Source organism: Limimaricola sp. G21655-S1, assembly GCF_027213785.1.
In the GTDB taxonomy this organism is placed as follows: domain Bacteria; phylum Pseudomonadota; class Alphaproteobacteria; order Rhodobacterales; family Rhodobacteraceae; genus Limimaricola.
This window is the reverse complement of the sequence record NZ_JAPWGO010000014.1, coordinates 15,269-39,282: the sequence shown is the minus strand read 5'-3', so window position 1 is coordinate 39,282 and position 24,014 is coordinate 15,269. Positions and strand designations below refer to the sequence as shown.

The window sequence follows — 24,014 nt, the reverse complement described above, 5'->3', positions numbered from 1 at the left end:
GGTCGCCGTCGTTTTCCGGGCGTTACCCGAGGCGATCCGCACGATCGCCTGCGCCCCGTCTTGCAATGCTTGCCGCCCCCCTGCCGCTCCCGTAACAAGGGGCCAAAGGGGGCCGCATGCGCATTCTCATCACCAATGACGACGGCATCAACGCACCGGGGCTGAAGGTGCTCGAGGAGATCGCGGCCGAGATCGCGGGTCCCTCGGGCGAGGTCTGGGTCGTCGCACCCGCCTTCGAGCAGTCCGGCGTGGCGCATTGCATCTCCTACACCCACCCCACGATGATCGCCGAGCTGGGCCCGCGCCGCTTCGCGGCCGAAGGCAGCCCCGCCGACTGCGTCATGGCCGGCCTGCATGACGTGCTGGCAGACGGGCGCCCCGATCTCGTGCTCTCGGGCGTCAATCGCGGCAACAACGCCGCCGAGAACGCCATGTATTCGGGCACCATCGGCGGCGCCATGGAGGCGGCGCTGCACGGGCTGCCGGCGATCGCGCTGTCGCAGTTCTACGGGCCCGCCAACGCCTCGCTCGATGATCCCTTCAACGCGGCAAGGCGGCACGGCGCGGCCACGGTCAGGCGGCTGCTCGACCACGCCATCTGGGATTCCGAGGCCGATTACCGGCTGTTCTACAACGTCAATTTCCCGGCCCTGCCCGGCGCCGACGTGCGCGGGTTGCGGGTCGGACGGCAAGGGTTCCGGCGCGACACCTCATTTGGCGTCGAGCCGCATGTCTCGCCGTCGGGTCGACGGTTCCTGTGGGTGCGCGGCGGGCGGCAGGACGTGCCGACCGGACCCGGCACCGACGCGCAGGACAATCTCGACGGCTATATCTCGGTCGTGCCGATGCGCGCGGATCTGACCGCCCACGACGCGCTCGACGCGGTGACGGCCGCGCTGGGAGATGCCGTGGCATGAGCTTCGACGCCGACGCCAAGATGCGCTTTCTCTACGCCCTGCGCTCGCACGGGGTGACGGATGCGCGGGTGCTCGACGCGATGGAGAAGATCGACCGCGCGCGCTTCGTGAAGGGACTTTTCGCCGAGCGCGCCTATGCCGACATGCCACTGCCGATCGCCTGCGGCCAGACCATATCGCAGCCCTCGGTGGTCGGTCTGATGACGCAGGCGCTCGACGTGCAGCCACGCGACAAGGTGCTCGAAGTGGGCTGCGGCTCGGGCTATCAGGCCGCGATCCTGAGCCAGCTCGGGCGCCGCATCTACACCATCGACCGGTTTCGCAGCCTCGTGGCCGATGCGCGCGCCGTGTTCGAGGCGATGGACCTGCCCAACATCACCGCGATCACCGCCGACGGCTCCTTCGGCCTGCCCGAGCAGGCGCCGTTCGACCGAATCATCGTGACCGCCGCGGCCGAGGATCCGCCCGGCCCGCTCTTGGCGCAGCTCAGGGTGGGCGGTATCATGGTGCTTCCCGTCGGCCAGTCCGACACGGTGCAAAGCCTGATCCGGGTGACCCGCAAGGATACGGGCTTCGACTACGAGGAATTGCGCGCGGTGCGCTTCGTGCCCCTGGTCGAAGGGCTGGGACAGGACTGAGACGGAGCGGGGCGGCGCGCCTCGCATATACGAACCCCCGGAGAACAGGGGGGCAGAAGGGATACGAGGACAGATCGATGCAGAACACATCTCTCCGCCGGGCCTGGCGCCTGCTGTCTTGCACCACGGCGCTGGCATTGCTGGCGGCCTGTGCCGAACCGTTCGACCCCGACCTGCGCGACATGGGCAACGGCTTCGACACCTCGGCCGCCGCGCTCAACCCCGCGCCGCGACCACGCCCCGATGATCGCGGCGTGATCTCCTACCCGAACTACCAGGTCGCCGTGGCGCGCGAGGGCGACACGGTCGTCACGCTGGCTAACCGGCTCGGGCTCGAGGCCGGGGCGCTGGCGCGCTACAACGGCGTCTCGGCCGATGCCAGCCTGCGCGGCGGCGAGGTGATCGCCCTGCCCAGCCGCGTCGCGGAACCCTCGCCCGCCACCGGGGCGAGCGTCACCGGTCCGATCACCCCGTCGAACACCGGCACCCCGCCCGTGAGCACCGGTCGGATCGACGTCACGACGCTGGCCGGCGCCGCGATCGACCGCGCCGCGCCGCAGACGCAGACGCAGACGCAGACGCAGAGCCAGCCCAGCTTCCCGCCGCAGACCCCCGCAGCCAGCAGCGCCGCCAGCTCGGCCTCGGTCGCGACGCCGCGCGCCCTGCCCAGCGGCGAGGAGCCGGTGCGCCACCAGGTCGGCCGGGGCGAGACCGCCTATTCCATCGCCCGCCTCTACAACGTCCCGGTGCGCAGCCTCGCGGAATGGAACGGTCTCGGCTCCGATCTCGCGGTGCGCGAGGGGCAGTTCCTGCTGATCCCGCCCGCGGGCGCCGCCCCCGCGGCCCCGGCCACCCCGACGCCGACCGCCGTGACCCCGCCCGGCGCCGGCAGCCCGACGCCGACCCCGCCCTCCGCCGCCGCCCCGCTGCCGCAGGAAGAGCCCCCCGCCGCAGCGGCGGCCCCTGCCGCGCCGGCCCCCGCCCCGGAGCCGCAGCCCATGGCCGAGCAGGCCCAGCCGAAAGCGTCGGCGATGGCGATGCCGGCACAGGGCAGCATCATCCGCGCCTATGCCAAGGGCCGCAACGACGGCATCGACATCGGCGCGCCGGCGGGCAGCGCCGTGAAGGCCGCCGCCGCGGGCACCGTGGCCGCGATCACCACCAACACCGAGGGCATCCAGATCGTGGTGATCCGCCACCCCGACGAGCTGCTCACGGTCTATACCCATGTCGTCGACCTGACGGTCGAGCGCGGCGCCAGCGTCACCAAGGGCCAGACCATCGGCAAGGTGAAGGCGGGCTCCCCGAGCCTGCTGCATTTCGAGGTGCGCAAGGGCATGGAGAGCCAGGACCCGACCGATTACCTGCCCTGAGCTTCGGGCACGCCAATGCGAAAGGGCCGCCCCGAGGGGCGGCCCTTCTTCGTTTCGGCTCAAGGCCCTATCAGCCGATCTTCACGCCCTCGCGACCGGCGAGATCGGTGAAGAACTGCCATGCCACCCGGCCCGAACGCCCGCCGCGCGTGGCCTGCCATTCGATCGCCTCGGCGCGCAGCCGCGCATCGTCGATGGCGACACCGAAGGCGTCGCAATAGCCGCGGATCATCGACAGGAACTCGTCCTGGTCGCAGGGGTGAAACCCGAGCCAAAGGCCGAAGCGATCCGACAGCGACACCTTTTCCTCGACCGCCTCGGAGGGGCTGATCGCGGTGGACCGCTCGTTCTCGATCATGTCGCGCGGCATCAGGTGGCGCCGGTTCGAGGTGGCATAGAGCACCACGTTCTCGGGCCGCCCCTCGATGCCGCCGTCGAGCACCGCCTTGAGCGACTTGTAATGCGCATCGTCATGGGAAAACGACAGGTCGTCGCAGAACAGGATGAAACGCTGCGGCGCCGCGCGCAGGATCGACAGGCAACGATCGATGCTCTGGAGATCCTCGCGCTGCACCTCGACGATCTTCAGGTCCGGGAACTCGGCCTCAAGAGCGCCATGCACCGCCTTGACGAGGCTCGACTTTCCCATGCCGCGCGCGCCCCACAGAAGGGCGTTGTTGGCCGGCAGCCCCTGCGCGAAACGGCGGGTATTCGACAAGAGCGTGTCGCGGGCCCGGTCGATACCGAGCAGCAGTTGCAGCGCCACCCGGCTCACCTTCGGGACGGGCGCGAGCCGGTCCGGGTCCGGCTGCCACATATAGGCGGGCGCGCCCCGCAGCGAAGCGGCGGGCTGGGGCGGCGGGCTCATCCGCTCCAGTGCCGCCGCGATGCGATCGAGCGCGTCGCCGCTCATTTCGCATCCTCCGCGTCCTCGTCCTCGTCCTCGATCCAGAGACCTTCGGCCCGCAGCCGCGCCTCCCGCTTGCGCTCGACACGCGCCACTAGAAGGATCGAGACCTCGTAGAGACCGTAGACCACGGTGAACAGGATCACCTGACTCACCACATCCGGCGGCGTCGCGACGGCGGCGAGCAGCAGGATGGCGACCACGGCATATTTGCGGACCGAGCCGAGACCCTTGGCGGAGACCAGCCCCGCCTTGCCCATCAGCGTCAGCAGAACCGGCAGCTGGAAGCACAGCCCGAAGGCCACGATGAACTTGATGGTCAGGGCGAGATAGGCCTGCGCCGAACCCTGGAAGGCGATGCCGGCCACCGCCGTGTCGCTTTCCACGCCGGTGGCCAGGCTGCCGGGCTGCTGGAAGCCGAGGAAGAAGTCGAAGGCCAGCGGCGTCACGACGTAATAGGCGAAGGAGGCGCCCAGAAAGAACATGAAGGGCGAGGCGATCATGAAGGGCAGGAACGCGCCCTTCTCGGACTTGTAGAGCCCCGGCGCCACGAAGCGCCACATCTGGAACGAGATCACCGGGAAGGCCAGAACCAGCCCGCCCAGCATCGAGATCGACACCGCGACGAAGAAACCTTCCTGCAGCGCGATCAGGATCAGCCCGCAATCCTCCTGCCCCCGCGTCGCCATCGCGGCGCAGAGCGGCCGCGTCAGGAAATCGAAGATCGGGTTCCAGACGGTAAAGCAGACGATCATGCCCGCCACGAAGGCGAGCACGGAGCGGATCAGCCGCATGCGCAGCTCGGCCAGATGCTCGATCAGCGGCGCCGAGCTGTCCTCGATCTCATCCACGGGGCTCATGATGTCGTGTCGTCCTTTCGCGCGGGCGAAGCGGGCTTGGCAGGCTTGGCGGACTCGACCGGCTCCGCCGGGGCGCTGATCGGCTCGGGCTCCAGCTCGGGTTCGAAATCGGGCTCGAGATCGGCCAGCTCCTCGTCGGTCGGCGCCGCGGCCTCGCGTGCCCGCCGCTCGGACGCGGCCTTGGCCGTCGCCTCCTCGACCTTGCGGCGCGTCTCGGCCCGCTCCTCGGAGAGCTTTTCGGTGGCGCCGCCCGGCTTCAGGTTCTTCTTCAGCGCATCGGTGCCAAAGCCCTTGGGATCGGCGGCCGCCTTGATCGTCTTCTGGATATCCCGCACGCCGCTCTCGTCGGCCGCATCCTCCATGGCGCGGGAGAATTCGCGCGCCATCGCCTTGGCCTTGCCGGTGAAGCGGCCGATTTCACGGAACATCCCCGGCAGGTCCTTGGGGCCGACAACGATCAGCGCCACGACCCCGATCAGCAGAAGCTCGCTCCAGCCCAGATCGAACATCTCGGTCTATCCTGTCTCGGGCCTCAGACCCGGTCCTTGTCCTCGGCGGCGTGCGGCTCGTGCACGGTGCCGGCCTCGTTGATGGTCTTCGACTGGTCGTCGATTTCCTTCTTGCCGTCATCGACGCCGCGCTTGAAGGCGGTGATGCCCTTGCCGACCTCGCCCATCAGCGAGGAAATCTTGCCGCGGCCGAACAGCACCAGCACCACGACGGCGATCAGAAGGAGGCCCGGAAGGCCGATATTGTTGAGCATGGCGTGTCTCCCATCCCGGCGGCCCGCTCCGGACCGCGCCTTGTCTCGCAGCCTCCAGATACGCGCCCCGGGGGCCGGGTGAAAGGGCGGAAACCCCTTTCGCGCGGAAGCCCGCCGCTTTTATTGACACGAAGTTGTCAGTTGGCAATTTAGCGGCAGGAGGACCCTGCCCATGCCCCGTGCCGACCGACTCGTGGAAATGATCCGCATCCTGCGCGATGGCCGGCTGCACCGGGCCGAGGATCTGGCGCAGCGGCTCGGCACCTCGCTCAGGACCGTCTACCGGGACATGGACCGGCTCATCGCCTCCGGCGTACCGGTCGAAGGCCGGCGCGGTCTCGGCTACCGTGCAACGGCTGCGGTGACGCTGCCGCCCATGAACCTCACCATGACCGAGCTGGAGGCGCTGCATCTGGGGCTGGCGGCGGTGGCGCAGGGCGGGGATTCCGAACTCAGCGCGGCGGCGCGGTCGCTCTCGGGCCGGATCGACGCGGTGCTGCCGGAGGACCGCGACCACCCCGGCGGCTGGAGCTTCGCAACCCCGCCCTTGGGCGACGCGGTGGCCGGGTTCCGGCACATGAGCAGCCTGCGCGCGGCGATCCGCGCGCGCCAGAAGCTGCAGATCACGATGCGCGACGCTTCGGACCCGATGGTGCTGCGGCCGCTCCGGCTCGACTACTGGGGCCGGGTCTGGACCCTGACGAGCTGGAGCGAGACGATGCGCGGCTTCGCCGAGTTGCGGGTCGACCGGATCGCGGCGCTGCGCGTGCTGCCGCAGCTCTTCGTCGATGAGCCGGGACGGACGCTCCAGGATCTGGAAGCGCAGCGCTTCGCCTCGACCTAGCGTTTGCGCATTTGGAGGAAAATGAACCCGGGAGGCGCGCCCTTCGGTTCATCTTTCCTCGAATATGCAGATCCCGGGGGCTCAGCCAGCGCGTCGCTTCGGGAAGACGAAGCAGCGATCGCGTCGCATCATCAGCCAGAGCCGCGTGCCGGGCTTGGGCAGGAACACCGAAGGCACCGAGGCACGCAGGATCTCGCCGTCATGGTCCATGCGGAACTCCACGAGGCTGGAGGCCCCGAGAAAGCGCGCACGCTCGACCGTGCCGGCGGCGGGGGTGCCCTCGCGGGTGGTCGGGTTCGGGCCGCGCCCCTGCCGGTCGAAATCGATCTTCAGATGCTGCGGCCGGATCACGATCTCGACCTCGGTGCCATCCGGCAGGCCCGGCGTCAGGAAGTCCCCGAAGGGCGTGTCGCACAGCGCGCCCTGAACGCTGCCCTCGATCACGTTGATGTCGCTGAAGAAGGCGGCCGCCTCCCGGTCCTTGGGCGCGTTGTAGATGTTGTAGGGCGCGCCGTACTGCACGACGTGACCATCGCGCATCAACGCGATCTCATCGGCCATGCGCATCGCCTCGGCGGGCTCGTGCGTGACCAGCAGCACCGCCGTGCCCTCGGCCTTGAGCACGCCGAGCGTCTCGTCGCGGATATCGTCGCGCAGCCGGTCGTCGAGCCCCGAGAACGGCTCGTCCATCAAGAGGATGCGTGGGCTGGGCGCCAGCGCTCGCGCCAGCGCCACGCGCTGCTGCTCGCCCCCCGAAAGCTCGTGCGGGTAGCGGTCGATGTGGCGGCGCATGCCCACCTTGTCGAGCAGCGTCTCGACCCGGGCCCGGATCTCGGATTTCGGGCCCTTGAGGCCGAAGCCCACGTTGCGCGCCACGTCGAGATGCGGGAACAGCGCGAAGTCTTGGAACATCAGTCCGATGCCGCGCGCCTCCGGCGGCATGTGCAGCGCGCCCTCCGAGATCGGTCGGCCATCGACATAGACGCCGCCCGCATCCTGCCGGTCGACGCCGGCGATGATCCGGAGCGTGGTGGACTTGCCGCAGCCCGACGGGCCGAGCAGGCAGGTCACCTGCCCCGGCATCACCTTGAGCGACACGCCGCTGACGACCTCGCGGCCCGAAAAGACGCGGGTCAGGTCGCGGATCTCCAACCGCGGGGCGGGCGCGGTCTGCTGCGGCGTGCGGGGCGGGGAGGTCTCGAACAAGGGCCAAATCCCGATCAATTGCGTCGGAATGCCCTAGCAATCCCGCCCCGCGCCCGCAAGCTCACATGGTCTGGTTGCCGGCGCCGCCATCCAGAAGAACGTTCTGCCCGACCATGAAACCCGCATGCTGCGAGCACATGAAGGCGCAGGTCGCGCCGAACTCGGCCGCGGTGCCGTAGCGCCGGGTCGGGATCGTCGCCTCGCGGCGGGCGCGGGCCTCCTCGACGCTGATCCCCTCCTTCTTCGACACGCCGCCATCGAGCGAGGCGGCCCGGTCGGTATCGTGAATGCCGGGCAGCAGGTTGTTGATGTTCACGCCCGAGGGCGCGACCTGCCGCGAGGTGCCCGCGACATAGCCGGTGAGACCGGCACGGGCCGAGTTCGACAGGCCCAGCGCCGGGATCGGCGATTTCACCGATTGCGAGGTGATGTTGACCACCCTTCCCCAGCCGCGATCGATCATGCCGGGCACCAGCGCCTTCATCAGCGCGATCGGCGTCAGCATGTTGGCGTCGAGCGCGCGGATGAAATCCTCGCGGTTCCAGTCGGTCCACATGCCCGGGGGCGGGCCGCCCGCATTGGTGACGAGGATGTCGACACCCTGCGCCGCGTCGATCACCTGCTTCTGCCCTTCCGGCGTGGTCACGTCGCAGGCGACGGTGACGACCTCGACCCCGAAACGGTCGCGGATCTCCTGCGCCGCCTGTTCCAGCGCCTCCTGCCCCCGCGCGTTCATCACCAGATCGACGCCCGCTTCGGCCAGCGCCTCGGCGCAGCCGCGCCCCAGCCCCTTGGACGAGGCGCAGACCAGCGCCCGCTTGCCCCTGATACCCAGATCCATCAGATCTCTCCCTGTTTGCATGGCTGGCCTAGCATCGGCAACCGGGCCGGGCAATGATGTCGCGCGCATGCAATGCCGCTGGGGAGACGTGCATGGAAACCGGCCAGCTTCAACACCTCGCCGTCATCGACGCCGCCGATTTCACCGTGTCTCAGGGCGTGGCCCGTGGCGAGGCACTGAGCTTCGCCGACGAATTGGTCCCCCACGATATCTATCGCCTCGCCCTTGGCGCACGACGCCGCGAACTGGCCCTGCGCCCGGACGCCGAAGGCGGCTTTCGGATCGAGGCGGGCGGCGTGGACGGGCATGCAGGCCGCCCGGTGCATATCGACAGCTGCCTGTCGCTGTCGGCGCGGGACGGCAGCATCGGCGAGGCGGTGGTGCTGGTCGAGGTCGAGGCGGGGGCCGCCGTCGCGATCTACCTGTTGCCGCTGGGCCGGCTGAGCGAGGGCGAGGATTACCGCCTCGTCGGTATCGACCGCCATGCGGGCACCGCCCGGCTGGCGCAGGTGGCCTGCGCCTCGTTCACCCGCGGCACGCGGATCGCCCTGAGCAGCGGCGCGCAGGTGCCGGTCGAGGAGCTGGCGCCCGGCGACCGTATCCTGACCCGCGATGACGGACCGCAGGCGCTGCGCTGGATCGGTCGGACCACCTTGCGCGCCACCGGCCGCTTCGCGCCTGTCCTGATCCGGGCGGGCGCGCTGAACAATGCGCGCGACCTGTTGCTCAGCCCCGAGCACCGGGTCTTCGTCTGGCAGCGCGAGGACCATCTCGGCACCGGCCGGTCCGAACTGATGATCAAGGTCCGCCACCTGATCGATGGCGACAGCGTGGTCCAGGTCGAGGGCGGCTTCGTCGACTATTTCCAACTGGTCTTCGACGATCACCAGATCGTCTATGCCGAGGGTATCGCCGCCGAATCCCTGTTGGTGGACCGGCGCAACGCCGCGGTTCTGCCCGAGGGCATCGCACGCCATGGCCATGCGCGCGGGCTGTCCTACGAGGTCTCCGAAAGCCTGCTGCCCGGCGCCGACGCAGTAGCGCTGCTGCGCCGGGCTTCCGGGCTCTGAGCCGGGCCACAGGGACGGCCCGGCGCTGGACAAGTCGGGGTCCGCCGGAGGCTAGCCGCCCAGGCCGACCTTTACATCGGCGTCGAGCAACCGCCCCGAATCCCGCTTCGATCCGCCGGCGGACAGATCGGCCTCGACATCGACCAGCCCGCCGGAGCCGCCGCTGGATCGCGTTCCGCCAACGGAAACATCGGTACCCGCATCGACCAGCCCGCCAGATGCGCCGCCACCACCACCGCTGCCCGTGTCCGATCCGCCGACGGAGGCATTCACCTCCGCATCGACGAGGCCACCGGAGCCACCGGTTCCGCCCGAGCCGCCGACCGAGACGCCGGCCCCGGCATCGACGAGACCGCCAGAACCACTCGTGCCCTCGCCCCCGGTTCCTCCGTTTCTACCGCTGGAGTCACCATTTTCGCCCGAGCCCGCGCTACCGACCGAGGCCCCGACATCGACGCGGCCGCCCGACCCACCGCCATCGCTTCCGCCTTCGCCGCCACCGGCACCGTCCCCGCTGCCGCCCGCAACGCCACTGCCGGACCCGGTGCCCGAACCGCCGCCGGTGCCCGCCTCACCGCTACCGCCGACGCTGCCATTGCCGGAAATGCTGCCGCCACCTCCGGAACTCCCGTGACCGCCTGTCGAGCCGTCCCCATCGGCGCCCCTCGCCCCGGAACCGCCACCAGCGCCGCCCCCCGTCTGACCGCCGTTCCCGCCGCCGCCCTGCCCCTCGACAGTACGGATGCCGCCATCCCCGTCGCTTGACGCGTGCGCGAGCGAGGCACCGACACCCGTTCCGCTCCGGAAGGCCAGCGCCTCCGGTTCGCCGCAGGCCGTCAACGCGGTCCCTGCCAACAGGAGGGTCACGGTATTGCGAATGGTCTTCGAAACCATGGTTCGATCCTTTCGTATTCACGCAGAAGGCGCGCTCCGCCTTCATCTTATGACCCCGGAGGTTGAGAGCGGATCGTGGCAAATCCATGGCAACCAGAATAACAAACCATTGATAAGTATACGATTTATTGGAACGCCATCCGGAACGAAGCGTGGACTGAAGCGTTAGGAAACGTGGTGCGTGGTTTGCGTCGATCGGTTCGATCCGGGCAATTGTTCTACCGTCCGGAAATGTCTATAGCCCCCGCATGAACAACCGCCCCGCCCTCCCGCCCGAAATCGCCCGCCGTCGGACCTTCGCGATCATCTCGCATCCGGACGCCGGCAAGACGACGCTGACCGAAAAGTTCCTGCTGTTCGGCGGCGCGATCCAGATGGCCGGACAGGTCCGCGCCAAGGGCGAGGCGCGGCGTACCCGCTCGGACTTCATGCAGATGGAAAAGGACCGGGGCATCTCGGTCTCGGCCTCGGCGATGTCCTTCGACTTCAAGAACTTCCGGTTCAACCTCGTCGACACGCCCGGCCACTCGGACTTCTCCGAGGACACCTACCGTACGCTGACGGCCGTGGACGCCGCCGTGATGGTGATCGACGGCGCCAAGGGCGTCGAGAGCCAGACCCGCAAGCTGTTCGAGGTCTGCCGGCTGCGTGACCTGCCGATCCTGACCTTCTGCAACAAGATGGACCGCGAGAGCCGCGACACCTTCGAGATCATCGACGAGATCCAGGAGAACCTCGCCATCGACGTGACCCCGGCCTCCTGGCCGATCGGCGTCGGGCGCGATTTCCTGGGCTGCTACGACCTGCTGCGCGACCGGCTCGAGCTGATCGACCGGGCCGACCGCAATCGCGTCGCCGAGAGCATCGCCATCGACGGGCTCGACGATCCGAAGATGGCCGATCATGTGCCCGCGCATCTGCTGGAAAAGCTGCGCGAAGAGGTCGAGATGGCGCGCGAGCTTCTGCCCGCGCTCGACCCGCAGGCGGTGCTCGAGGGGCACATGACGCCGATCTGGTTCGGCTCGGCGATCAACAGCTTCGGCGTGCGCGAGCTGATGGAGGGCATCGGCACCTACGGCCCCGAGCCGCAGGTCCAGAAGGCGCAGCCGCGCGAGATCGCACCCGAAGAGGGCAAGGTCACGGGCTTCGTCTTCAAGGTGCAGGCCAACATGGACCCCAAGCACCGCGACCGCGTGGCTTTCGTCCGTCTCGCCTCGGGGCATTTCGAGCGCGGCATGAAGCTCACCCATGTGCGCTCCAAGAAGACCATGGCGATCACCAACCCGGTGCTGTTCCTCGCCTCCGACCGCGAGCTGGCCGAGGAGGCCTGGGCCGGCGACATCATCGGCATCCCCAACCACGGCCAGCTGCGTATCGGCGACACGCTGACCGAGGGCGAGATGCTGCGCGTCGCGGGCATCCCCTCCTTCGCGCCGGAACTGCTGCAGACCTGCCGCGCCGGCGATCCGATGAAGGCCAAGCATCTCGACAAGGCGCTCTCGCAGTTCGCCGAGGAAGGAGCCGCCAAGGTGTTCAAGCCGACCTTCGGCTCGGGCTTCATCGTCGGCGTCGTCGGTGCGCTGCAATTCGAGGTGCTCGCCAGCCGGATCGAGATGGAATACGGGCTTCCGGTGCGCTTCGAGCCGTCGCAGTTCACCTCGGCGCGCTGGATGGCGGGCGACAAGGCGGCGGTCGAGGCCTTTGCCGCCAAGAACAAGCAGCATCTCGCCACCGACAATGACGGCGACCTCGTCTATCTCACGCGGATGCAGTGGGACATCGACCGGGTGGAGCGGGATCACCCCGAAATCCGGCTCACCGCGACCAAGGAAATGATGGTGTAGAACCTCGAAGAGGCGGCCCCCTTCGGGACCGCCTCTCCTGTCTCGGGCGGGATCGGGCCGATCAGGCCAGCTTCGCATCCATCGTGATCTCGGCCGCCTTCAGCAGTTTCGAGACCGGGCAGCCGGTCTTGGTGGCCTCCGCCGCCTTGCGGAACTGCTCGTCCGAGGCGCCGGGGACCTTCGCGGTCACGTCGAGGTGGATCCTGGTGATCTCGAACCCCTCGCCCACCTTTTCCAAAGACACCGTGGACTGGACGTCGATGTCATCGGCGGTCAGCTCGTCCTTGCCCAGTTCGAGCGACAGCGCCATCGCGTAGCAGGCCGCATGGGCCGCGCCGATCAACTCCTCGGGGTTGGTGCCGGGACCGCCTTCGAAGCGGGCATTGAAGCCATAGGGCTGATCCTTCAACACGCCGGTCTGGGTCGAAATTTCGCCACCGCCCTCCTTGATGCCGCCGCTCCAATGCGCCTTGCCGTGTTTCTTGATCATCGCCGCCTCCATCTCGTGGCGCCCCGGTCACGGGGCTATCGGGCCCAACGCCCGCGCTCCGGGGCCGTTCCGCCGCCAAACTTGACCCGTGCGGGCTTTCGGCATATGGCGGGCCAAGTCGAACGACCCGGCAATCCGGCCGGGCGGGCCGCGCCTGCTCCTGCGGCCAATCGGTGCCGCAGTCTCGAAAGGCTCACATGACCCAGTTCAACGATCTCAATCTCGACCCCAAGGTGCTCAAGGCCGTCTCCGAGGCGGGCTACGAGACCCCGACCCCGATCCAGGCCGGCGCGATTCCGCCGGCGCTCGAGGGCCGCGACGTGCTGGGCATCGCCCAGACCGGCACCGGCAAGACCGCGAGCTTCACGCTGCCGATGATCACGCTTCTGGGTCGTGGCCGCGCCCGTGCCCGGATGCCGCGCTCCCTCGTGCTCTGCCCGACCCGCGAACTCGCGGCGCAGGTGGCCGAGAACTTCGACACCTATGCCAAGCACACCAAGCTCACGAAAGCGCTGCTGATCGGCGGCGTTTCGTTCAAGGAGCAGGACGCGCTAATCGACAAGGGCGTCGACGTGCTGATCGCCACCCCGGGCCGGCTGCTCGACCATTTCGAGCGCGGCAAGCTCTTGCTGACCGGCGTGCAGATCATGGTCGTGGACGAGGCCGACCGGATGCTCGACATGGGCTTCATCCCCGACATCGAGCGGATCTTCGGCCTGACGCCCTTCACCCGCCAGACGCTGTTCTTCTCGGCCACCATGGCGCCCGAGATCGAGCGGATCACCAACACCTTCCTGTCGAACCCCGAGAAGATCGAGGTGGCCCGCGCCGCCACCACGGGCGAAAACATCAAGCAGGGCGTGGTCATGTTCCGCGCCAGCCGCAAGGACCGCGAGGCGGGCGAGAAGCGCGACCTGCTGCGGGCCCTGATCGATGCCGAGGGCGAGGCCTGCACCAACGCGATCATCTTCTGCAATCGCAAGATGGATGTCGACGTGGTGGCCAAGAGCCTCAAGAAGCACGGCTACGACGCCGAGCCGATCCATGGCGATCTCGACCAGAGCCAGCGGACCCGCACGCTCGAGGGCTTCCGTGCCGGCGAGGTGAAGATCCTCGTGGCCTCCGACGTTGCCGCGCGCGGCCTCGACGTGCCCTCGGTCAGCCATGTCTTCAACTTCGACGTGCCGAGCCACGCCGAGGACTACGTGCACCGGATCGGCCGCACCGGCCGCGCCGGGCGCAAGGGCACCGCGATCATGATCTGCAGCCCGCGCGACGAGAAGAACCTCGACGACGTCGAGCGCCTCGTGCAGAACGCGATCCCGCGTCTTGACGATCCGCGCGGTGCGGCGAAGCCCGCCGCGGCCGAAGCGCCCGCCACCGAGACCACCGGCGAAGAGGAGCGCCCGCGTCGCGCCCGCTCGCGCAGCCGGTCGCGCAGCCGCGACGAGGCGAAGCCCGAGGCCAAGCCCGAAACCGCGGCTCCGAAGCCGGTCGAGGCCAAGCCCGAAGCCGAGGCGAAGCCGGGGCCCAAGACCGAGCAGACGCCCGAGCCCAAGACCGAGAAGGCCGCCGAGCCCGCCCCCGTCGAGGCCCGTCGCAACGAGCAGCGCGGTGGCCAGCGGAGCCATCAGGGCCGCGATCGTCGTCGCCAGGAGAGCCGCGAAGAAGAGGTCGTCGGCATGGGCGAAGACACGCCTGCCTTCATCCTCAAGAGCTTCGAGGAGCGGCGCGCCGGTTGAGGCGCGCCACCACGATGCGGGTCCTTCTTTCCCTCGCTGTCGCCGCCGCGATCCCGGCCCTGCCCGCGCAGGCCGAGGAGACGCATTGCCGCGCCTCGGTCAACGGCCGCGAGACGGTCGTGACCTACGATGATTCCATCGATTTCGAGACCGAGCTGGGCACGCGCGAGCGGATGTCACGCTGGCCCGGCAAGGTTTGGAACAAGGCGTGGGGCAGCCCGCCCGCCTGCGACAGCCGGGTGCTGTTCACCTATCTCGCGGTGGAACTGCCTCCCGAGGAGACCGACGGCTACTGCCTGCAGCCCGATCCGGACGATGATGGCTGGCTGCTGGTGCCGGGCACGCGCGGCACCACCGCGCAATGCAGCGTCACCACCTGCGACCGGGTCAACGCCGCAGTCGATACCGGCACCACCCTGGCCGGGCTGATGCTGGCACCGCCGCCGACACCCGCCGAGGCCGTGGCCGAGCCCGAGCGCCTGCTGCACAGCTCGGGCGCGCTGGTCCTGAAGGGAACGGCGGAGTGGCTTGCCACCAGCATCGGCACCGCCGCACCCGGCGTCACCGCCGCCCTGACCGGCCCCGTCGCACTCGGCGCCGCCGCCGCCTCGGTCGTGGTGATCGGCGGCGCAGTCTATGTGTGCAGCGGCTAGTGACCGGATCTCAGAACCAACGGCACGGCGCGTCCGTCAGCAAGTGACCGTCTTGGCAAATCGCCAGAGATAAAGGACATCCGGCCGCGATCCGTGCTCGATCATGGTCAGCCCGTCGCGCCGCCGGCCATGTCGTTCGTAGAAGCTGCGCGCCCGGTCGTTGCCCCGCACCACCGTGCGCCAGGATTCGTCGTGGCCGGACGACGCAATGCGCCGCTCCGCATCAGCAAGCAACACTCGGCCGACGCCGAGGCGCCGCGCGGTTGCACAAACGAAAAGCTGCGAGATTTCGGCCCCGCTGGTCAGGCAAAGGCCGATGGGTCGATCTTCCAACCGGACCATTCGTGCGGACGGACGCTCCCGCCGAAGTCGATCCGCAAACCTCTCTCGGGAGCGGGTGACGGCGTCGTATGACGGCACGAGATGATCATGCGCCTCGTGCCAGCCATCGTGCCATAGCGTCGCCAGCGGAATGATCGCCGCTCCGGGGATCGTCTCGACCTTGAGTGGCCCCGTCATCACGGCGCTCCGGACGGCCTCGCCGCTCGCCCTTGCGAGCGGTCCATCGGTGGGGGACGAGCGCGCGATGCACCCATCCCCCTCTTGGGATCAGCTCAGCCGGCTCACCACGACGTTGACCTCGGGCTTCTTGCCGGTCTCGGCTTGGGTGGTGGAGCGCGCGATGCGCTTGAGTTCGCGGTCGAGCTTGTCCTCGTCGCGCAGCATCCGGCGGCCCGCCTTGTTGACGAACTGCGCCAGGTCACCCTCGAGCGTTTCCACCAACGGCGCGTTCGAGCGGCCCTTCTCGGGCAGGCCCATGATCTCGCACCACGGATCGCCGAGCGGCTCGTCGTTCTCGTCGATGATCATGGTCACGGTGACATGGCCGTTGAGCGCCATCCGGATCCGGTCGCGCACGATGCCGTCCATCGCGCCGATCATCACCGAACCGTCGAGATAGCTGCGGCCGGTGTCGATGTATTCGGCCACCTTCGGCGCGTTGCCCGACAGGTCGAGCATCATGCCGTTGACCGCGACGATCCCCGGCAACCCGCGCTCGAGGCCGAGCTTCACATGCTCGCGCAGATGGCGGTGCTCGCCATGCATCGGCACGAGGAACTGCGGCCGCACGATGTCATGCAGCAATTGCAGGTCGGGGCGGTTGGCATGGCCCGAGACGTGGAACAGCCCATGCGTGTCCTCGATCACGTCCACGCCCTTTTCCGAGAGCTGGTTCATGATCTTGATCACGCCGCGTTCGTTGCCCGGGATGGTGCGCGAGGAGAACAGGAAGCTGTCGCCCTCCTGCAGCTTCAGCCCGAGATAGGAGCCCTGCGCCAGCTGCGCGCTGGCGGCGCGGCGCTCGCCCTGGCTGCCGGTGACCAGCAGGAGCAGGTTCTCGCGCGGGATCGAGGCGGCCTCTTCCGGGCCCACGGTCTTGGGAAAGCCGTGCAGCAGCCCGCATTCGGTCGCGGTCTCGACCATGCGGCGCATGGCGCGGCCCAGCAGGCAGACGGTGCGCCCGGCCCGGTCGGCGGCGATCGCGATGGTCTTGAGGCGCGCCACGTTCGAGGCGAAGGTGGTCGCCACCACCATGCCCGGCTGCGCCGCGATCAGCTTCTCGATCTCGGGCGCCAGCGTCGCCTCGGAACGGCCCGGCAGCGGCGAGAACACGTTGGTCGAATCGCAGACCAGCGCCTTGACGCCACCCTTGGAGATCTCGGACCAGAGGTCGGGGTTGAAGGGCTCGCCCACGACCGGGGTGTGGTCGATCTTGAAATCACCCGAATGCAGCACCCGGCCCTCGGGGCTGTCGATCACGAGGCCCGAGCTTTCGGGGATCGAGTGGCTGATCGGCACGAAGCCCACCTTGAACGGCCCGGCATCGACCGTCGCCGGCCACGGCTCGACCACGTTCAGGATGCTTTCGGGGGCGCCGTGCTCGTCGAGCTTGTGGCGCGCGATCGCGGCGGTGAACTTGCGCGCGTGGATCGTGGCGCCGAGGCGCTTCCAGAAATGGCCGACCGCGCCGACATGGTCCTCATGCGCATGGGTGATGAAGATCGCGTCGATGCGATCCTTGCGCGCCTCGAGCCACGAGATGTCGGGCATGATGAGATCGACGCCCGGCGTCGTGTCCATGTCGGGGAAGGTCACGCCGAGATCGACGACGATCAGCCGTTCCTGCCCCGGTTTGCCGTAGCCGTAGACATAGGCGTTCATGCCGATCTCGCCGGCGCCGCCGAGAGGAAGGTAGATCAGTCTTTCGCCGCTCATGCGGTCTCCTTGTTGTAGCTGTGGATGACGGTCAGCCCGTGCATCGTCAAATCGTCTTCGATATCGTCGAAGAGCATGTCGCCCTGCGCGAAGAGAGGCGCAAGCCCCCCGGTTCCGATGATCCGCATCGGACGGTCGCGCTCCGCCCGGATGCGGTCGCATATGCCGCGTACGAGGCCGACATAGCCCCAGAAGATGCCCGACTGCATGCAGGCGACCGTGTTGGTGCCGATGACCTTCTCGGGCTTGCTCACATCGACATGCGGCAGCGCCGCCGCCGCCTGGTGCAGCGCCTCGAGGCTCAGGTTCACGCCGGGCGAGATGACGCCCCCGACATAGGCGCCGTCGGTGTCCACCACGTCGAAGGTGGTCGCCGTGCCGAAATCCACCACGACGATATCGCCGCCATGCCGGTCCCAGGCGCCCACCGTGTTCACCAGCCGGTCGGGGCCGACCTGGGTGCCCGCGTCGACGCGCGGTGCCACCGGCAGGCGGCAGTCGGGCTTGCCGACCACGAGCGGGCGGCAGTTGAAGTAGCGGTCGCCCAGGACCCGCAGGTTGAACACCACGCGCGGGACGGTCGACGAGATGATCATCTCGTCGATCTCGGCCTCGATGCCGCGCATCTTCATCAGCGTCGAGAGCCAGACGAAATACTGGTCCGCCGTGCGCTGCCACTCGGTCGAGGTGCGCCAGGTGGCGAGGAACTCGGTGCCGTTCCAGATCGAGAACACGGTGTTGGTGTTGCCGCAATCGATGGCGAGTAGCATCTCGGGACCTTCAGAAAAACACGTCGGCGGCGCTGATCGCGCGCAGGCCCTTGGGCGTCCTGAGCATCAGGTTGCCGGCTTCGTCCACATTCTCGAACACGCCGGTGATCTCGTCGGCCCCGGTGCGCGCGGTGATCACCTCGCCCAGCCGTGCCGCGTGGCGCAGCCAGTCCTCGCGGATCCGCCCGAAACCGAAGGCGTCGAGCTTGCCCTCCTCGGTGGCGAAGGCATCGGCGAGGTGGGTCAGGAACTCTTCCGGATCGACCAGCGGCCCGCCGTCATCGGCGACCGCGACGGGCGGAAAGGCCGCGTCGCGCAGCCCCGCCGGGCGCGAGGCGAGATTCACCCCGACGCCGATGGCGAGCCAGTCGACATAGGGCCCCTGTCCGGCGCTTTCCAGCAGGATGCCGGCCACCTTGCCGCCGTCGAGCAGCACGTCGTTGGGCCATTTGAGCGACAGACGGGTCCGGTCGACATGGATCGCCAGCGCCTCGAACAGCGCCACCGCGGCGAGGAAGCTGCGGCGCGCGGCCTCGGCGGGCGTGGCCTCGGGCTTGTAGACCAGCGTCGCGGCAAGGTTGCCGGGCTGGCTCGACCAGTCGCGGCCACGGCGGCCACGGCCCGAGGTCTGCTCATGCGCCATGATCCAGGTGGGTCCGGCAAGGCCAGAGGCCGCGCGTCGCGCGGCCTCGGCCATGGTGCTGTCGACGGTGTCGAGCACGACCCGTTCCCACCCCTCGGGCCAGAGCCCGCGGGATGTGGCGTCAGTTGACAAGGGTCGCCGCCGCGGCAGCGGCCAGGGGCTCGATGCCGAAGAGGTTGATGACGCCGAACACCATCACGGCGGCAGAGGCCATGAGAACGCCCCAGAGCAGCGGCGAGGTGCCGGTGTCGAGCGCTTCGCGCTCTTCGCCGAAATACATGTAGTAGACGATGCGCAGGTAGTAGAAGGCACCGATCACCGAGGCGATCACGCCGAGCACCGCGAGCCAGGTCAGCCCGCCCTCATAGGCCGCGCGCAGCACGTAGAGCTTGCCGAAGAAGCCGACCATCGGCGGCACGCCGGCAAGGCTGAACAGCAGCACCAGCATCGCCAGCGCGCGCATCGGCGCGTAGCGCGAATACATGTGCAGGGCGCCGATATCGGTCACCGGGCGGCCGTCGCGCTCCATCGACAGGATGAAGGCGAAGGTGCCGATGTTCATGGTGACGTAGATCGCCATGTAGATCAGCATCGCCTGCACGCCGAAGGCGGTGCCCGAGGCGAGACCCATCAGCGCGAAGCCCATATGAGCAATCGAAGAATAGGCCATCAGGCGCTTGATGTTGGTCTGACCGATCGCGGCGACGCCGCCCCAGAACACCGAGACCACCGACAGGAAGGCCACGATCTGCTGCCAGTCGCCGACCACGCCGCCGAAGCCGTCGAAGACGACCCGGGCGAAGAGCGCGATGGCGGCCATCTTGGGCGCGGTCGCCATGAAGGCGGTCACGGGGGTCGGCGCGCCCTCGTAGACGTCGGGGGTCCACATGTGGAACGGCGCGGCCGAGACCTTGAAGGCGAAACCCACCAGCAGGAAGACGAGGCCGAAGATCAGGCCGAGCGGCACGTCCACGGCGGTCGCCAGGAAGATGCCCTCGAACTGGGTGGTGCCGGCGAAGCCGTAGACCAGCGAGGCGCCGTAGAGCATCAGGCCCGAGCTGAGCGCGCCCAGCACGAAGTATTTGAGGCCGGCCTCGGTCGATTTCTCGCTGTCACGGCGCAGCGAAGCCACCACATACATGGCGAGCGACTGCAGCTCGATGCCCATGTAGAGCACCATCAGGTCGCCCGCAGAAACCATCACCATCATGCCGACCACGGCGAGGGCCACGAGCACCGGGTACTCGAACCGCAGCAGGTTGCGACGCGCCAGGTATTCCTGGCTCATCACCAGCACCACGGCGGCCGAGAGCAGGATCGTCACCTTGGAGAAGCGGGCGAAGCCGTCATCGACGAAGCTGCCGAAGAAGGCCGGGTCGGTGCCCTCGCGGGTGGCGATCAGGAACGCGACGAGCGCGAACATCGCCGCGGTCGCCCAGATCAGGAGACCGGCGGACTTGTCCTTGGTGGTGTAGACGCCCGCCATGAGCGCGACCATCGCATAGACCGAGAGGATCACCTCGGGCAGGACGGTCTGGAGATCGAGTGAGAACATGTGTCCTGGTCCTTAGTGCTGTGCCGGGGCCGCGACCTCGGCCGAGGCGATGGCGCTCTCGGAGCCATGCGCCGCGACCGCGACCTCGACCTGGTCCACGAGCGCCGCGACGCTCGGTCCGGTGATGTCGGTGACGAGGCTCGGATAGACGCCGAGCAGGATCGTCATGGCGACGAGCGGCGCGAAGATCCACTTTTCGCGGGCGGTCATGTCGGTGATCGACTTCAGGCTTTCCTTGATCAGGTCGCCCATGACGACCCGGCGGTAGAGGTAGAGCGCGTAGGCCGCCGAGAAGATGACGCCGGTGGTGGCCACCGCCGCGACCCAGGTGTTGGCCTGGAACATGCCCATCAGCGTCAGGAATTCGCCGACGAATCCGCTGGTGCCCGGCAGGCCGACATTGGCCATGGTAAACAGCATGAACACCGCCGCATAGGCCGGCATCCGGTTCACGAGGCCGCCATAGGCGTCGATGTCGCGGGTGTGCATGCGGTCGTAGATCACGCCGACGCCGAGGAAGAGCGCGCCGGAGATGAAGCCGTGGCTGATCATCTGGAACACCGCGCCGTCGAGGCCCTGCTGGTTCAGCGCGAAGATGCCGGCGGTGACGAAGCCCATATGGGCGACCGAGCTATAGGCGATCAGCTTCTTGATGTCCTTCTGCACCAGCGCCACCAGCGAGGTGTAGACGATGGCGATCGCCGAGAGCCACAGCACCAGCGGTGCCCAGATATCGGAGGCGACCGGGAACATCGGCAGCGAGAAGCGCAGGAAGCCGTAGCCGCCCATCTTCAGCAGGATCGCGGCCAGAACCACCGATCCGGCGGTCGGCGCCTGCACGTGGGCGTCGGGCAGCCAGGTGTGCACCGGCCACATCGGCATCTTCACCGCGAAGCTGGCGAAGAAGGCGAACCACAGAAGCGTCTGCACGCCGCCGACGATCTGCACCCCGAGGATCGGGAAGCTCTCGGACGAGAAATTGTAGCCCATCAGCGTCGGGATGTCGGTGGTGCCCGCCTGCGCGAACATCACCACCATCGCCACCAGCATCAGCACCGAGCCGAGGAAGGTGTAGAGGAAGAACTTGAAGCTCGCATAGATGCGGTCCTTGCCGCCCCAGATGCCGATGATCAGGAACATCGGGATCAGGCCCGCCTCGAAGAACAGGTAGAACAGCACGAGGTCGAGCGCCACGAACACGCCGATCATCAGCGTCTCGAGCACCAGGAAGGCGATCATGTATTCCTTGACCCGGTGCGTCACGTCCCAGCAGGCGGCGATGACGAGCGGCATCAGGAAGGTGGTCAGCATCACGAACAGAAGCGAGATGCCGTCGACGCCGAGCTTGTAGCGCATGCCCAGGAGCCACTGGCGATCCTCGACGAACTGGAAGCCCGGCGCCTCGGCGTCGAACCCCGCGAGGATGAACAGCGACACCACGAAGGTGAAGACGGTGGTGGCCAGAGCCACCCACTTGGCGTTGCGCTGCGCGGCCAGGTCATCGCCGCGCAGGAACAGCGCGAGGATGCCGGCGCCCAGAAGCGGGATGAAGGTGGTCAGAGAGAGAAGGTTGCCCATCTGTTATTCGGCCCCCCCGGCCAAGGTCATCCAGGTCAGGATCAGGGCCAGGCCCAGAACCATCGCGAAGGCGTAGGTAAAGACGTATCCGTTCTGCGCGCGGCCAGCGAGGCGGGTGAAGAAGGGCACGATGCCCATCGCCACGCCGTTGATGCCGCCGTCGATGACGCTGCCGTCGCCCTTGGTCCAGAAGAACCGGCCGATGGCCTGCGCGGGCCGAACGAAGACGAAGTCGTAAAGCTCGTCGAAGTACCACTTGTTGAGCAGGAAGTTGTAGAGCGGCCGCTGGTTCGCCGCGAGCTGCGCGGGCAGCTCCGGACGGCGGATATACATCAGCCAGGCGAGGCTCAGGCCAAGCAGCATGGCGACGAAGGGGCTGACCTTGACCCAGGCCGGCGCGTGGTGCGCGTCGTCGAGGACATGGTTGTCGGGCGCCATGTAGATCGCCCCCTGCCCCGGCGCCGCGATCGTGGCGACGGCGCCATGACCATCGGCCTCGACGGCGTGGCCCGCATCGTCCTCGGCCACCGCCTCGACAGCGTGCTCGAGATCGCCCTCGGCCAGCTCGTCGGTCGCGGCGACGACGCCCTCGCCGTGGCCGTCACCGGCCTCGGCATGGGCCGACGGAATGCCGAAATACTGCGAGACCCGGGCGTGATCGCCGAAGAAGGGCGCGTACCACAGCATGCCGGCGAGGACCGCCCCGAGCGACAGCACGCCCAGCGGCACCAGCATCGTGCCGGGGCTCTCATGCGCATGGTCATGCGTGTGATGATCGCCGCGCGGCTTGCCGAAGAAGGTCATGAAGATGAGCCGCCAGGAATAGAAGCTCGTCATCGCGGCGGCGACCACCAGCAGCCAGAAGGCATAGGGCGTGGCACCGGCATAGGCGCTTTCGATGATCGCGTCCTTCGACAGGAAGCCCGCGAAGCCGATATGGGTCAGCGGAATGCCGACGCCGGTGATCGCCAGCGTGCCGATCATCATCGCCCAGAAGGTATAGGGGATCTTCTTCCGCAGACCTCCATAGTTCCGCATGTCCTGCTCGTGATGCATCGCATGGATGACCGAGCCGGCCCCGAGGAACAGCAGCGCCTTGAAGAAGGCGTGGGTGAAGAGGTGGAACATCGCCACCGAGTAGACGCCCGAACCGGCCGCCACGAACATGTAGCCCAGCTGCGAACAGGTCGAATAGGCGATCACGCGCTTGATGTCGTTCTGCACCAGACCCACGGTCGCGGCGAAGAAGGCGGTGGTGGCGCCGATGAAGACGATGATCGCCTTGGCGTCGGGCGCGAATTCGAGGATCGGCGACATCCGGCAGACCAGGAACACGCCCGCCGTCACCATGGTCGCGGCATGGATCAGCGCCGAGACCGGGGTCGGGCCTTCCATCGCGTCGGGGAGCCAGGTGTGGAGCAGCAGCTGCGCCGACTTGCCCATCGCGCCGATGAACAGCAGCAGCGAGACGATCTCGAGTGCCCGGAACTCGAGGCCGAGGAATTCGAGCTCCATCCGCGCCATCACCGGCGCCGCGGCGAAGATGTCGGAGAAGTTGATCGAGTCCGCGAGGAAGAACAGCGCGAAGATGCCGAGCGCGAAGCCGAAATCGCCGACGCGGTTGACGATGAAGGCCTTCATCGCGGCGGCGTTGGCCGAAGGCTTGCGGTAGTAGAAGCCGATCAGCAGGTAGGAGGCGACGCCGACGCCTTCCCAGCCGAAGAACATCTGAACGAGGTTGTCGGCGGTTACCAGCGCGAGCATCGCGAAGGTGAAGAAGGAGAGATAGGCGAAGAAGCGCGGCCGGTAGCTTTCGCCCGGGCGGAAGTTCTCGTCATGCGCCATGTAGCCGAAGCTGTAGAGGTGCACGAGGAACGAGACCGTGTTGATCACGATCAGCATGATCGCGGTCAGACGGTCGAGCCGGATCGCCCAGTCGGTCGAGAGCGAGCCGCTCTCGATCCAGCGCAGGATCTGGATCTGCTCCATCTGGCCGTCATGGCCGAGGAACACGATCCACGACAGCAGGCAGGACAGGCCGACCAGCGAGGTGGCGACCCATTGCGCGCCCGCCTCGGAGATCAGCCGCCAGCCGAAGCCCGCGATCAGTGCGCCGACGAGGGGCGCGAAGAGGATGATCGTTTCCATG

The 24,014-nt window shown here is 68.1% G+C and carries 23 protein-coding genes; 8 read left to right on the top strand and 15 right to left on the bottom strand.

Features of this window, described 5'->3' with window-relative positions; translation table 11 throughout:
* Positions 1 to 116 precede the first annotated feature (116 nt).
* The 3 genes from surE to O4G76_RS13995 all read left to right on the top strand — a co-directional run bounded on the left by surE (position 117) and on the right by O4G76_RS13995 (position 2,928).
* Positions 117 to 917: a 5'/3'-nucleotidase SurE gene (gene surE / locus O4G76_RS14005; protein WP_269397899.1), complete on the top strand. Its 801-nt coding sequence runs from the start codon at positions 117 to 119 to the stop codon at positions 915 to 917.
* Positions 914 to 1,555 carry a protein-L-isoaspartate(D-aspartate) O-methyltransferase gene (locus O4G76_RS14000; protein ID WP_269397898.1) on the top strand — a complete coding sequence of 214 codons (642 nt, stop codon included), beginning with the start codon at positions 914 to 916 and terminating at the stop codon, positions 1,553 to 1,555. The genes surE and O4G76_RS14000 overlap by 4 nt, the downstream gene beginning before the upstream one ends.
* Positions 1,556 to 1,632: 77 nt before the next feature.
* Complete coding sequence (locus O4G76_RS13995; RefSeq protein ID WP_269397897.1) at positions 1,633 to 2,928, top strand: peptidoglycan DD-metalloendopeptidase family protein; 1,296 nt, start codon at positions 1,633 to 1,635, stop codon at positions 2,926 to 2,928.
* A 70-nt stretch (positions 2,929 to 2,998) separates the two neighbouring features.
* Here the strand turns inward: O4G76_RS13995 and O4G76_RS13990 are convergent, their stop codons facing one another.
* Genes O4G76_RS13990 through O4G76_RS13975 form a run of 4 tightly spaced genes read right to left on the bottom strand, consistent with a single transcriptional unit; the run spans position 2,999 to position 5,458 of the window.
* Positions 2,999 to 3,841: an ATP-binding protein gene (locus O4G76_RS13990; RefSeq protein WP_269397896.1), complete on the bottom strand. Its 843-nt coding sequence runs from the start codon at positions 3,839 to 3,841 to the stop codon at positions 2,999 to 3,001.
* Positions 3,838 to 4,695: a twin-arginine translocase subunit TatC gene (gene tatC / locus O4G76_RS13985; RefSeq protein ID WP_269397895.1), complete on the bottom strand. Its 858-nt coding sequence runs from the start codon at positions 4,693 to 4,695 to the stop codon at positions 3,838 to 3,840. The genes O4G76_RS13990 and tatC overlap by 4 nt, the downstream gene beginning before the upstream one ends.
* Positions 4,692 to 5,204: a Sec-independent protein translocase protein TatB gene (gene tatB, locus O4G76_RS13980; protein WP_269397894.1), complete on the bottom strand. Its 513-nt coding sequence runs from the start codon at positions 5,202 to 5,204 to the stop codon at positions 4,692 to 4,694. The genes tatC and tatB overlap by 4 nt, the downstream gene beginning before the upstream one ends.
* Before the next feature lie 23 nt (positions 5,205 to 5,227).
* Complete coding sequence (locus O4G76_RS13975) at positions 5,228 to 5,458, bottom strand: twin-arginine translocase TatA/TatE family subunit (protein WP_085894805.1); 231 nt, start codon at positions 5,456 to 5,458, stop codon at positions 5,228 to 5,230.
* A gap of 172 nt (positions 5,459 to 5,630) precedes the next feature.
* On the opposite strand from O4G76_RS13975, the gene O4G76_RS13970 reads away from it, so the two are divergent.
* A complete protein-coding gene (locus tag O4G76_RS13970; protein ID WP_269397893.1) occupies positions 5,631 to 6,302 on the top strand; it encodes a YafY family protein in 672 nt (223 codons plus the stop codon).
* A gap of 81 nt (positions 6,303 to 6,383) precedes the next feature.
* On the opposite strand, the gene O4G76_RS13965 is transcribed toward O4G76_RS13970, so the two are convergent.
* Together O4G76_RS13965 and O4G76_RS13960 are read right to left on the bottom strand one after the other, a co-directional pair.
* A complete protein-coding gene (locus O4G76_RS13965; RefSeq protein WP_269397892.1) occupies positions 6,384 to 7,508 on the bottom strand; it encodes an ABC transporter ATP-binding protein in 1,125 nt (374 codons plus the stop codon).
* A 61-nt stretch (positions 7,509 to 7,569) separates the two neighbouring features.
* Positions 7,570 to 8,349: an SDR family oxidoreductase gene (locus tag O4G76_RS13960; RefSeq protein WP_269397891.1), complete on the bottom strand. Its 780-nt coding sequence runs from the start codon at positions 8,347 to 8,349 to the stop codon at positions 7,570 to 7,572.
* A 92-nt stretch (positions 8,350 to 8,441) separates the two neighbouring features.
* Between O4G76_RS13960 and O4G76_RS13955 the strand changes: the two genes are divergently transcribed.
* The gene (locus tag O4G76_RS13955) at positions 8,442 to 9,419 is read left to right on the top strand and encodes a Hint domain-containing protein (protein WP_269397890.1); all 978 of its coding nucleotides are present in this window, start codon (positions 8,442 to 8,444) and stop codon (positions 9,417 to 9,419) included.
* Between the two features lie 51 nt (positions 9,420 to 9,470).
* Here O4G76_RS13955 and O4G76_RS13950 read toward each other — a convergent pair whose 3' ends face one another.
* Positions 9,471 to 10,313, bottom strand: a complete 843-nt coding sequence (locus O4G76_RS13950) for a hypothetical protein (protein ID WP_269397889.1) — start codon at positions 10,311 to 10,313, stop codon at positions 9,471 to 9,473.
* Positions 10,314 to 10,561: 248 nt separating this feature from the next.
* Between O4G76_RS13950 and O4G76_RS13945 the strand changes: the two genes are divergently transcribed.
* Positions 10,562 to 12,157, top strand: a complete 1,596-nt coding sequence (locus tag O4G76_RS13945; RefSeq protein ID WP_269397888.1) for a peptide chain release factor 3 — start codon at positions 10,562 to 10,564, stop codon at positions 12,155 to 12,157.
* A 61-nt stretch (positions 12,158 to 12,218) separates the two neighbouring features.
* Here the strand turns inward: O4G76_RS13945 and O4G76_RS13940 are convergent, their stop codons facing one another.
* Positions 12,219 to 12,647, bottom strand: a complete 429-nt coding sequence (locus O4G76_RS13940) for an OsmC family peroxiredoxin (protein ID WP_269397887.1) — start codon at positions 12,645 to 12,647, stop codon at positions 12,219 to 12,221.
* A gap of 197 nt (positions 12,648 to 12,844) precedes the next feature.
* Between O4G76_RS13940 and O4G76_RS13935 the strand changes: the two genes are divergently transcribed.
* Complete coding sequence (locus O4G76_RS13935; RefSeq protein WP_269397886.1) at positions 12,845 to 14,389, top strand: DEAD/DEAH box helicase; 1,545 nt, start codon at positions 12,845 to 12,847, stop codon at positions 14,387 to 14,389.
* 14 nt (positions 14,390 to 14,403) lie between these two features.
* Complete coding sequence (locus O4G76_RS13930; protein WP_269397885.1) at positions 14,404 to 15,042, top strand: hypothetical protein; 639 nt, start codon at positions 14,404 to 14,406, stop codon at positions 15,040 to 15,042.
* Positions 15,043 to 15,078: 36 nt separating this feature from the next.
* On the opposite strand, the gene O4G76_RS13925 is transcribed toward O4G76_RS13930, so the two are convergent.
* The 7 genes from O4G76_RS13925 to nuoL all read right to left on the bottom strand — a co-directional run bounded on the left by O4G76_RS13925 (position 15,079) and on the right by nuoL (position 24,013).
* Positions 15,079 to 15,561, bottom strand: coding sequence for a GNAT family N-acetyltransferase (locus tag O4G76_RS13925; protein ID WP_269397884.1), 483 nt, complete (start codon positions 15,559 to 15,561; stop codon positions 15,079 to 15,081).
* A gap of 90 nt (positions 15,562 to 15,651) precedes the next feature.
* Entirely contained in the window at positions 15,652 to 17,319 is a 1,668-nt protein-coding gene (locus O4G76_RS13920; protein WP_269397883.1) for a ribonuclease J, read from the bottom strand.
* Complete coding sequence (locus tag O4G76_RS13915) at positions 17,316 to 18,089, bottom strand: type III pantothenate kinase (protein WP_085894795.1); 774 nt, start codon at positions 18,087 to 18,089, stop codon at positions 17,316 to 17,318. The genes O4G76_RS13920 and O4G76_RS13915 overlap by 4 nt, the downstream gene beginning before the upstream one ends.
* Positions 18,090 to 18,099: 10 nt before the next feature.
* A complete protein-coding gene (locus tag O4G76_RS13910) occupies positions 18,100 to 18,810 on the bottom strand; it encodes a biotin--[acetyl-CoA-carboxylase] ligase (protein WP_269397882.1) in 711 nt (236 codons plus the stop codon).
* Between the two features lie 43 nt (positions 18,811 to 18,853).
* The gene (nuoN, locus tag O4G76_RS13905) at positions 18,854 to 20,287 is read right to left on the bottom strand and encodes an NADH-quinone oxidoreductase subunit NuoN (RefSeq protein ID WP_269397881.1); all 1,434 of its coding nucleotides are present in this window, start codon (positions 20,285 to 20,287) and stop codon (positions 18,854 to 18,856) included.
* Positions 20,288 to 20,299: 12 nt separating this feature from the next.
* Positions 20,300 to 21,865, bottom strand: coding sequence for an NADH-quinone oxidoreductase subunit M (locus tag O4G76_RS13900; protein ID WP_269397880.1), 1,566 nt, complete (start codon positions 21,863 to 21,865; stop codon positions 20,300 to 20,302).
* A 3-nt stretch (positions 21,866 to 21,868) separates the two neighbouring features.
* Entirely contained in the window at positions 21,869 to 24,013 is a 2,145-nt protein-coding gene (gene nuoL, locus O4G76_RS13895; protein ID WP_269397879.1) for an NADH-quinone oxidoreductase subunit L, read from the bottom strand.
* Position 24,014 lies beyond the last annotated feature (1 nt).

What these genes read in the sequence shown, in the direction of transcription:
- O4G76_RS13960 (WP_269397891.1), bottom strand. Translation starts at nt 8,349, where the DNA reads ATGGATCTGGGTATCAGGGGCAAGCGGGCGCTGGTCTGCGCCTCGTCC.
- O4G76_RS13970 (WP_269397893.1), top strand. Translation starts at nt 5,631, where the DNA reads ATGCCCCGTGCCGACCGACTCGTGGAAATGATCCGCATCCTGCGCGAT.
- surE (WP_269397899.1), top strand. Translation starts at nt 117, where the DNA reads ATGCGCATTCTCATCACCAATGACGACGGCATCAACGCACCGGGGCTG.
- O4G76_RS13935 (WP_269397886.1), top strand. Translation starts at nt 12,845, where the DNA reads ATGACCCAGTTCAACGATCTCAATCTCGACCCCAAGGTGCTCAAGGCC.
- O4G76_RS13945 (WP_269397888.1), top strand. Translation starts at nt 10,562, where the DNA reads ATGAACAACCGCCCCGCCCTCCCGCCCGAAATCGCCCGCCGTCGGACC.
- O4G76_RS13925 (WP_269397884.1), bottom strand. Translation starts at nt 15,561, where the DNA reads ATGACGGGGCCACTCAAGGTCGAGACGATCCCCGGAGCGGCGATCATT.
- tatB (WP_269397894.1), bottom strand. Translation starts at nt 5,204, where the DNA reads ATGTTCGATCTGGGCTGGAGCGAGCTTCTGCTGATCGGGGTCGTGGCG.
- O4G76_RS13990 (WP_269397896.1), bottom strand. Translation starts at nt 3,841, where the DNA reads ATGAGCGGCGACGCGCTCGATCGCATCGCGGCGGCACTGGAGCGGATG.
- O4G76_RS13995 (WP_269397897.1), top strand. Translation starts at nt 1,633, where the DNA reads ATGCAGAACACATCTCTCCGCCGGGCCTGGCGCCTGCTGTCTTGCACC.
- O4G76_RS13975 (WP_085894805.1), bottom strand. Translation starts at nt 5,458, where the DNA reads ATGCTCAACAATATCGGCCTTCCGGGCCTCCTTCTGATCGCCGTCGTG.
- O4G76_RS13930 (WP_269397885.1), top strand. Translation starts at nt 14,404, where the DNA reads ATGCGGGTCCTTCTTTCCCTCGCTGTCGCCGCCGCGATCCCGGCCCTG.
- O4G76_RS13920 (WP_269397883.1), bottom strand. Translation starts at nt 17,319, where the DNA reads ATGAGCGGCGAAAGACTGATCTACCTTCCTCTCGGCGGCGCCGGCGAG.
- nuoL (WP_269397879.1), bottom strand. Translation starts at nt 24,013, where the DNA reads ATGGAAACGATCATCCTCTTCGCGCCCCTCGTCGGCGCACTGATCGCG.
- O4G76_RS13900 (WP_269397880.1), bottom strand. Translation starts at nt 21,865, where the DNA reads ATGGGCAACCTTCTCTCTCTGACCACCTTCATCCCGCTTCTGGGCGCC.
- O4G76_RS13915 (WP_085894795.1), bottom strand. Translation starts at nt 18,089, where the DNA reads ATGCTACTCGCCATCGATTGCGGCAACACCAACACCGTGTTCTCGATC.
- nuoN (WP_269397881.1), bottom strand. Translation starts at nt 20,287, where the DNA reads ATGTTCTCACTCGATCTCCAGACCGTCCTGCCCGAGGTGATCCTCTCG.
- O4G76_RS13955 (WP_269397890.1), top strand. Translation starts at nt 8,442, where the DNA reads ATGGAAACCGGCCAGCTTCAACACCTCGCCGTCATCGACGCCGCCGAT.
- tatC (WP_269397895.1), bottom strand. Translation starts at nt 4,695, where the DNA reads ATGAGCCCCGTGGATGAGATCGAGGACAGCTCGGCGCCGCTGATCGAG.
- O4G76_RS14000 (WP_269397898.1), top strand. Translation starts at nt 914, where the DNA reads ATGAGCTTCGACGCCGACGCCAAGATGCGCTTTCTCTACGCCCTGCGC.
- O4G76_RS13950 (WP_269397889.1), bottom strand. Translation starts at nt 10,313, where the DNA reads ATGGTTTCGAAGACCATTCGCAATACCGTGACCCTCCTGTTGGCAGGG.
- O4G76_RS13940 (WP_269397887.1), bottom strand. Translation starts at nt 12,647, where the DNA reads ATGATCAAGAAACACGGCAAGGCGCATTGGAGCGGCGGCATCAAGGAG.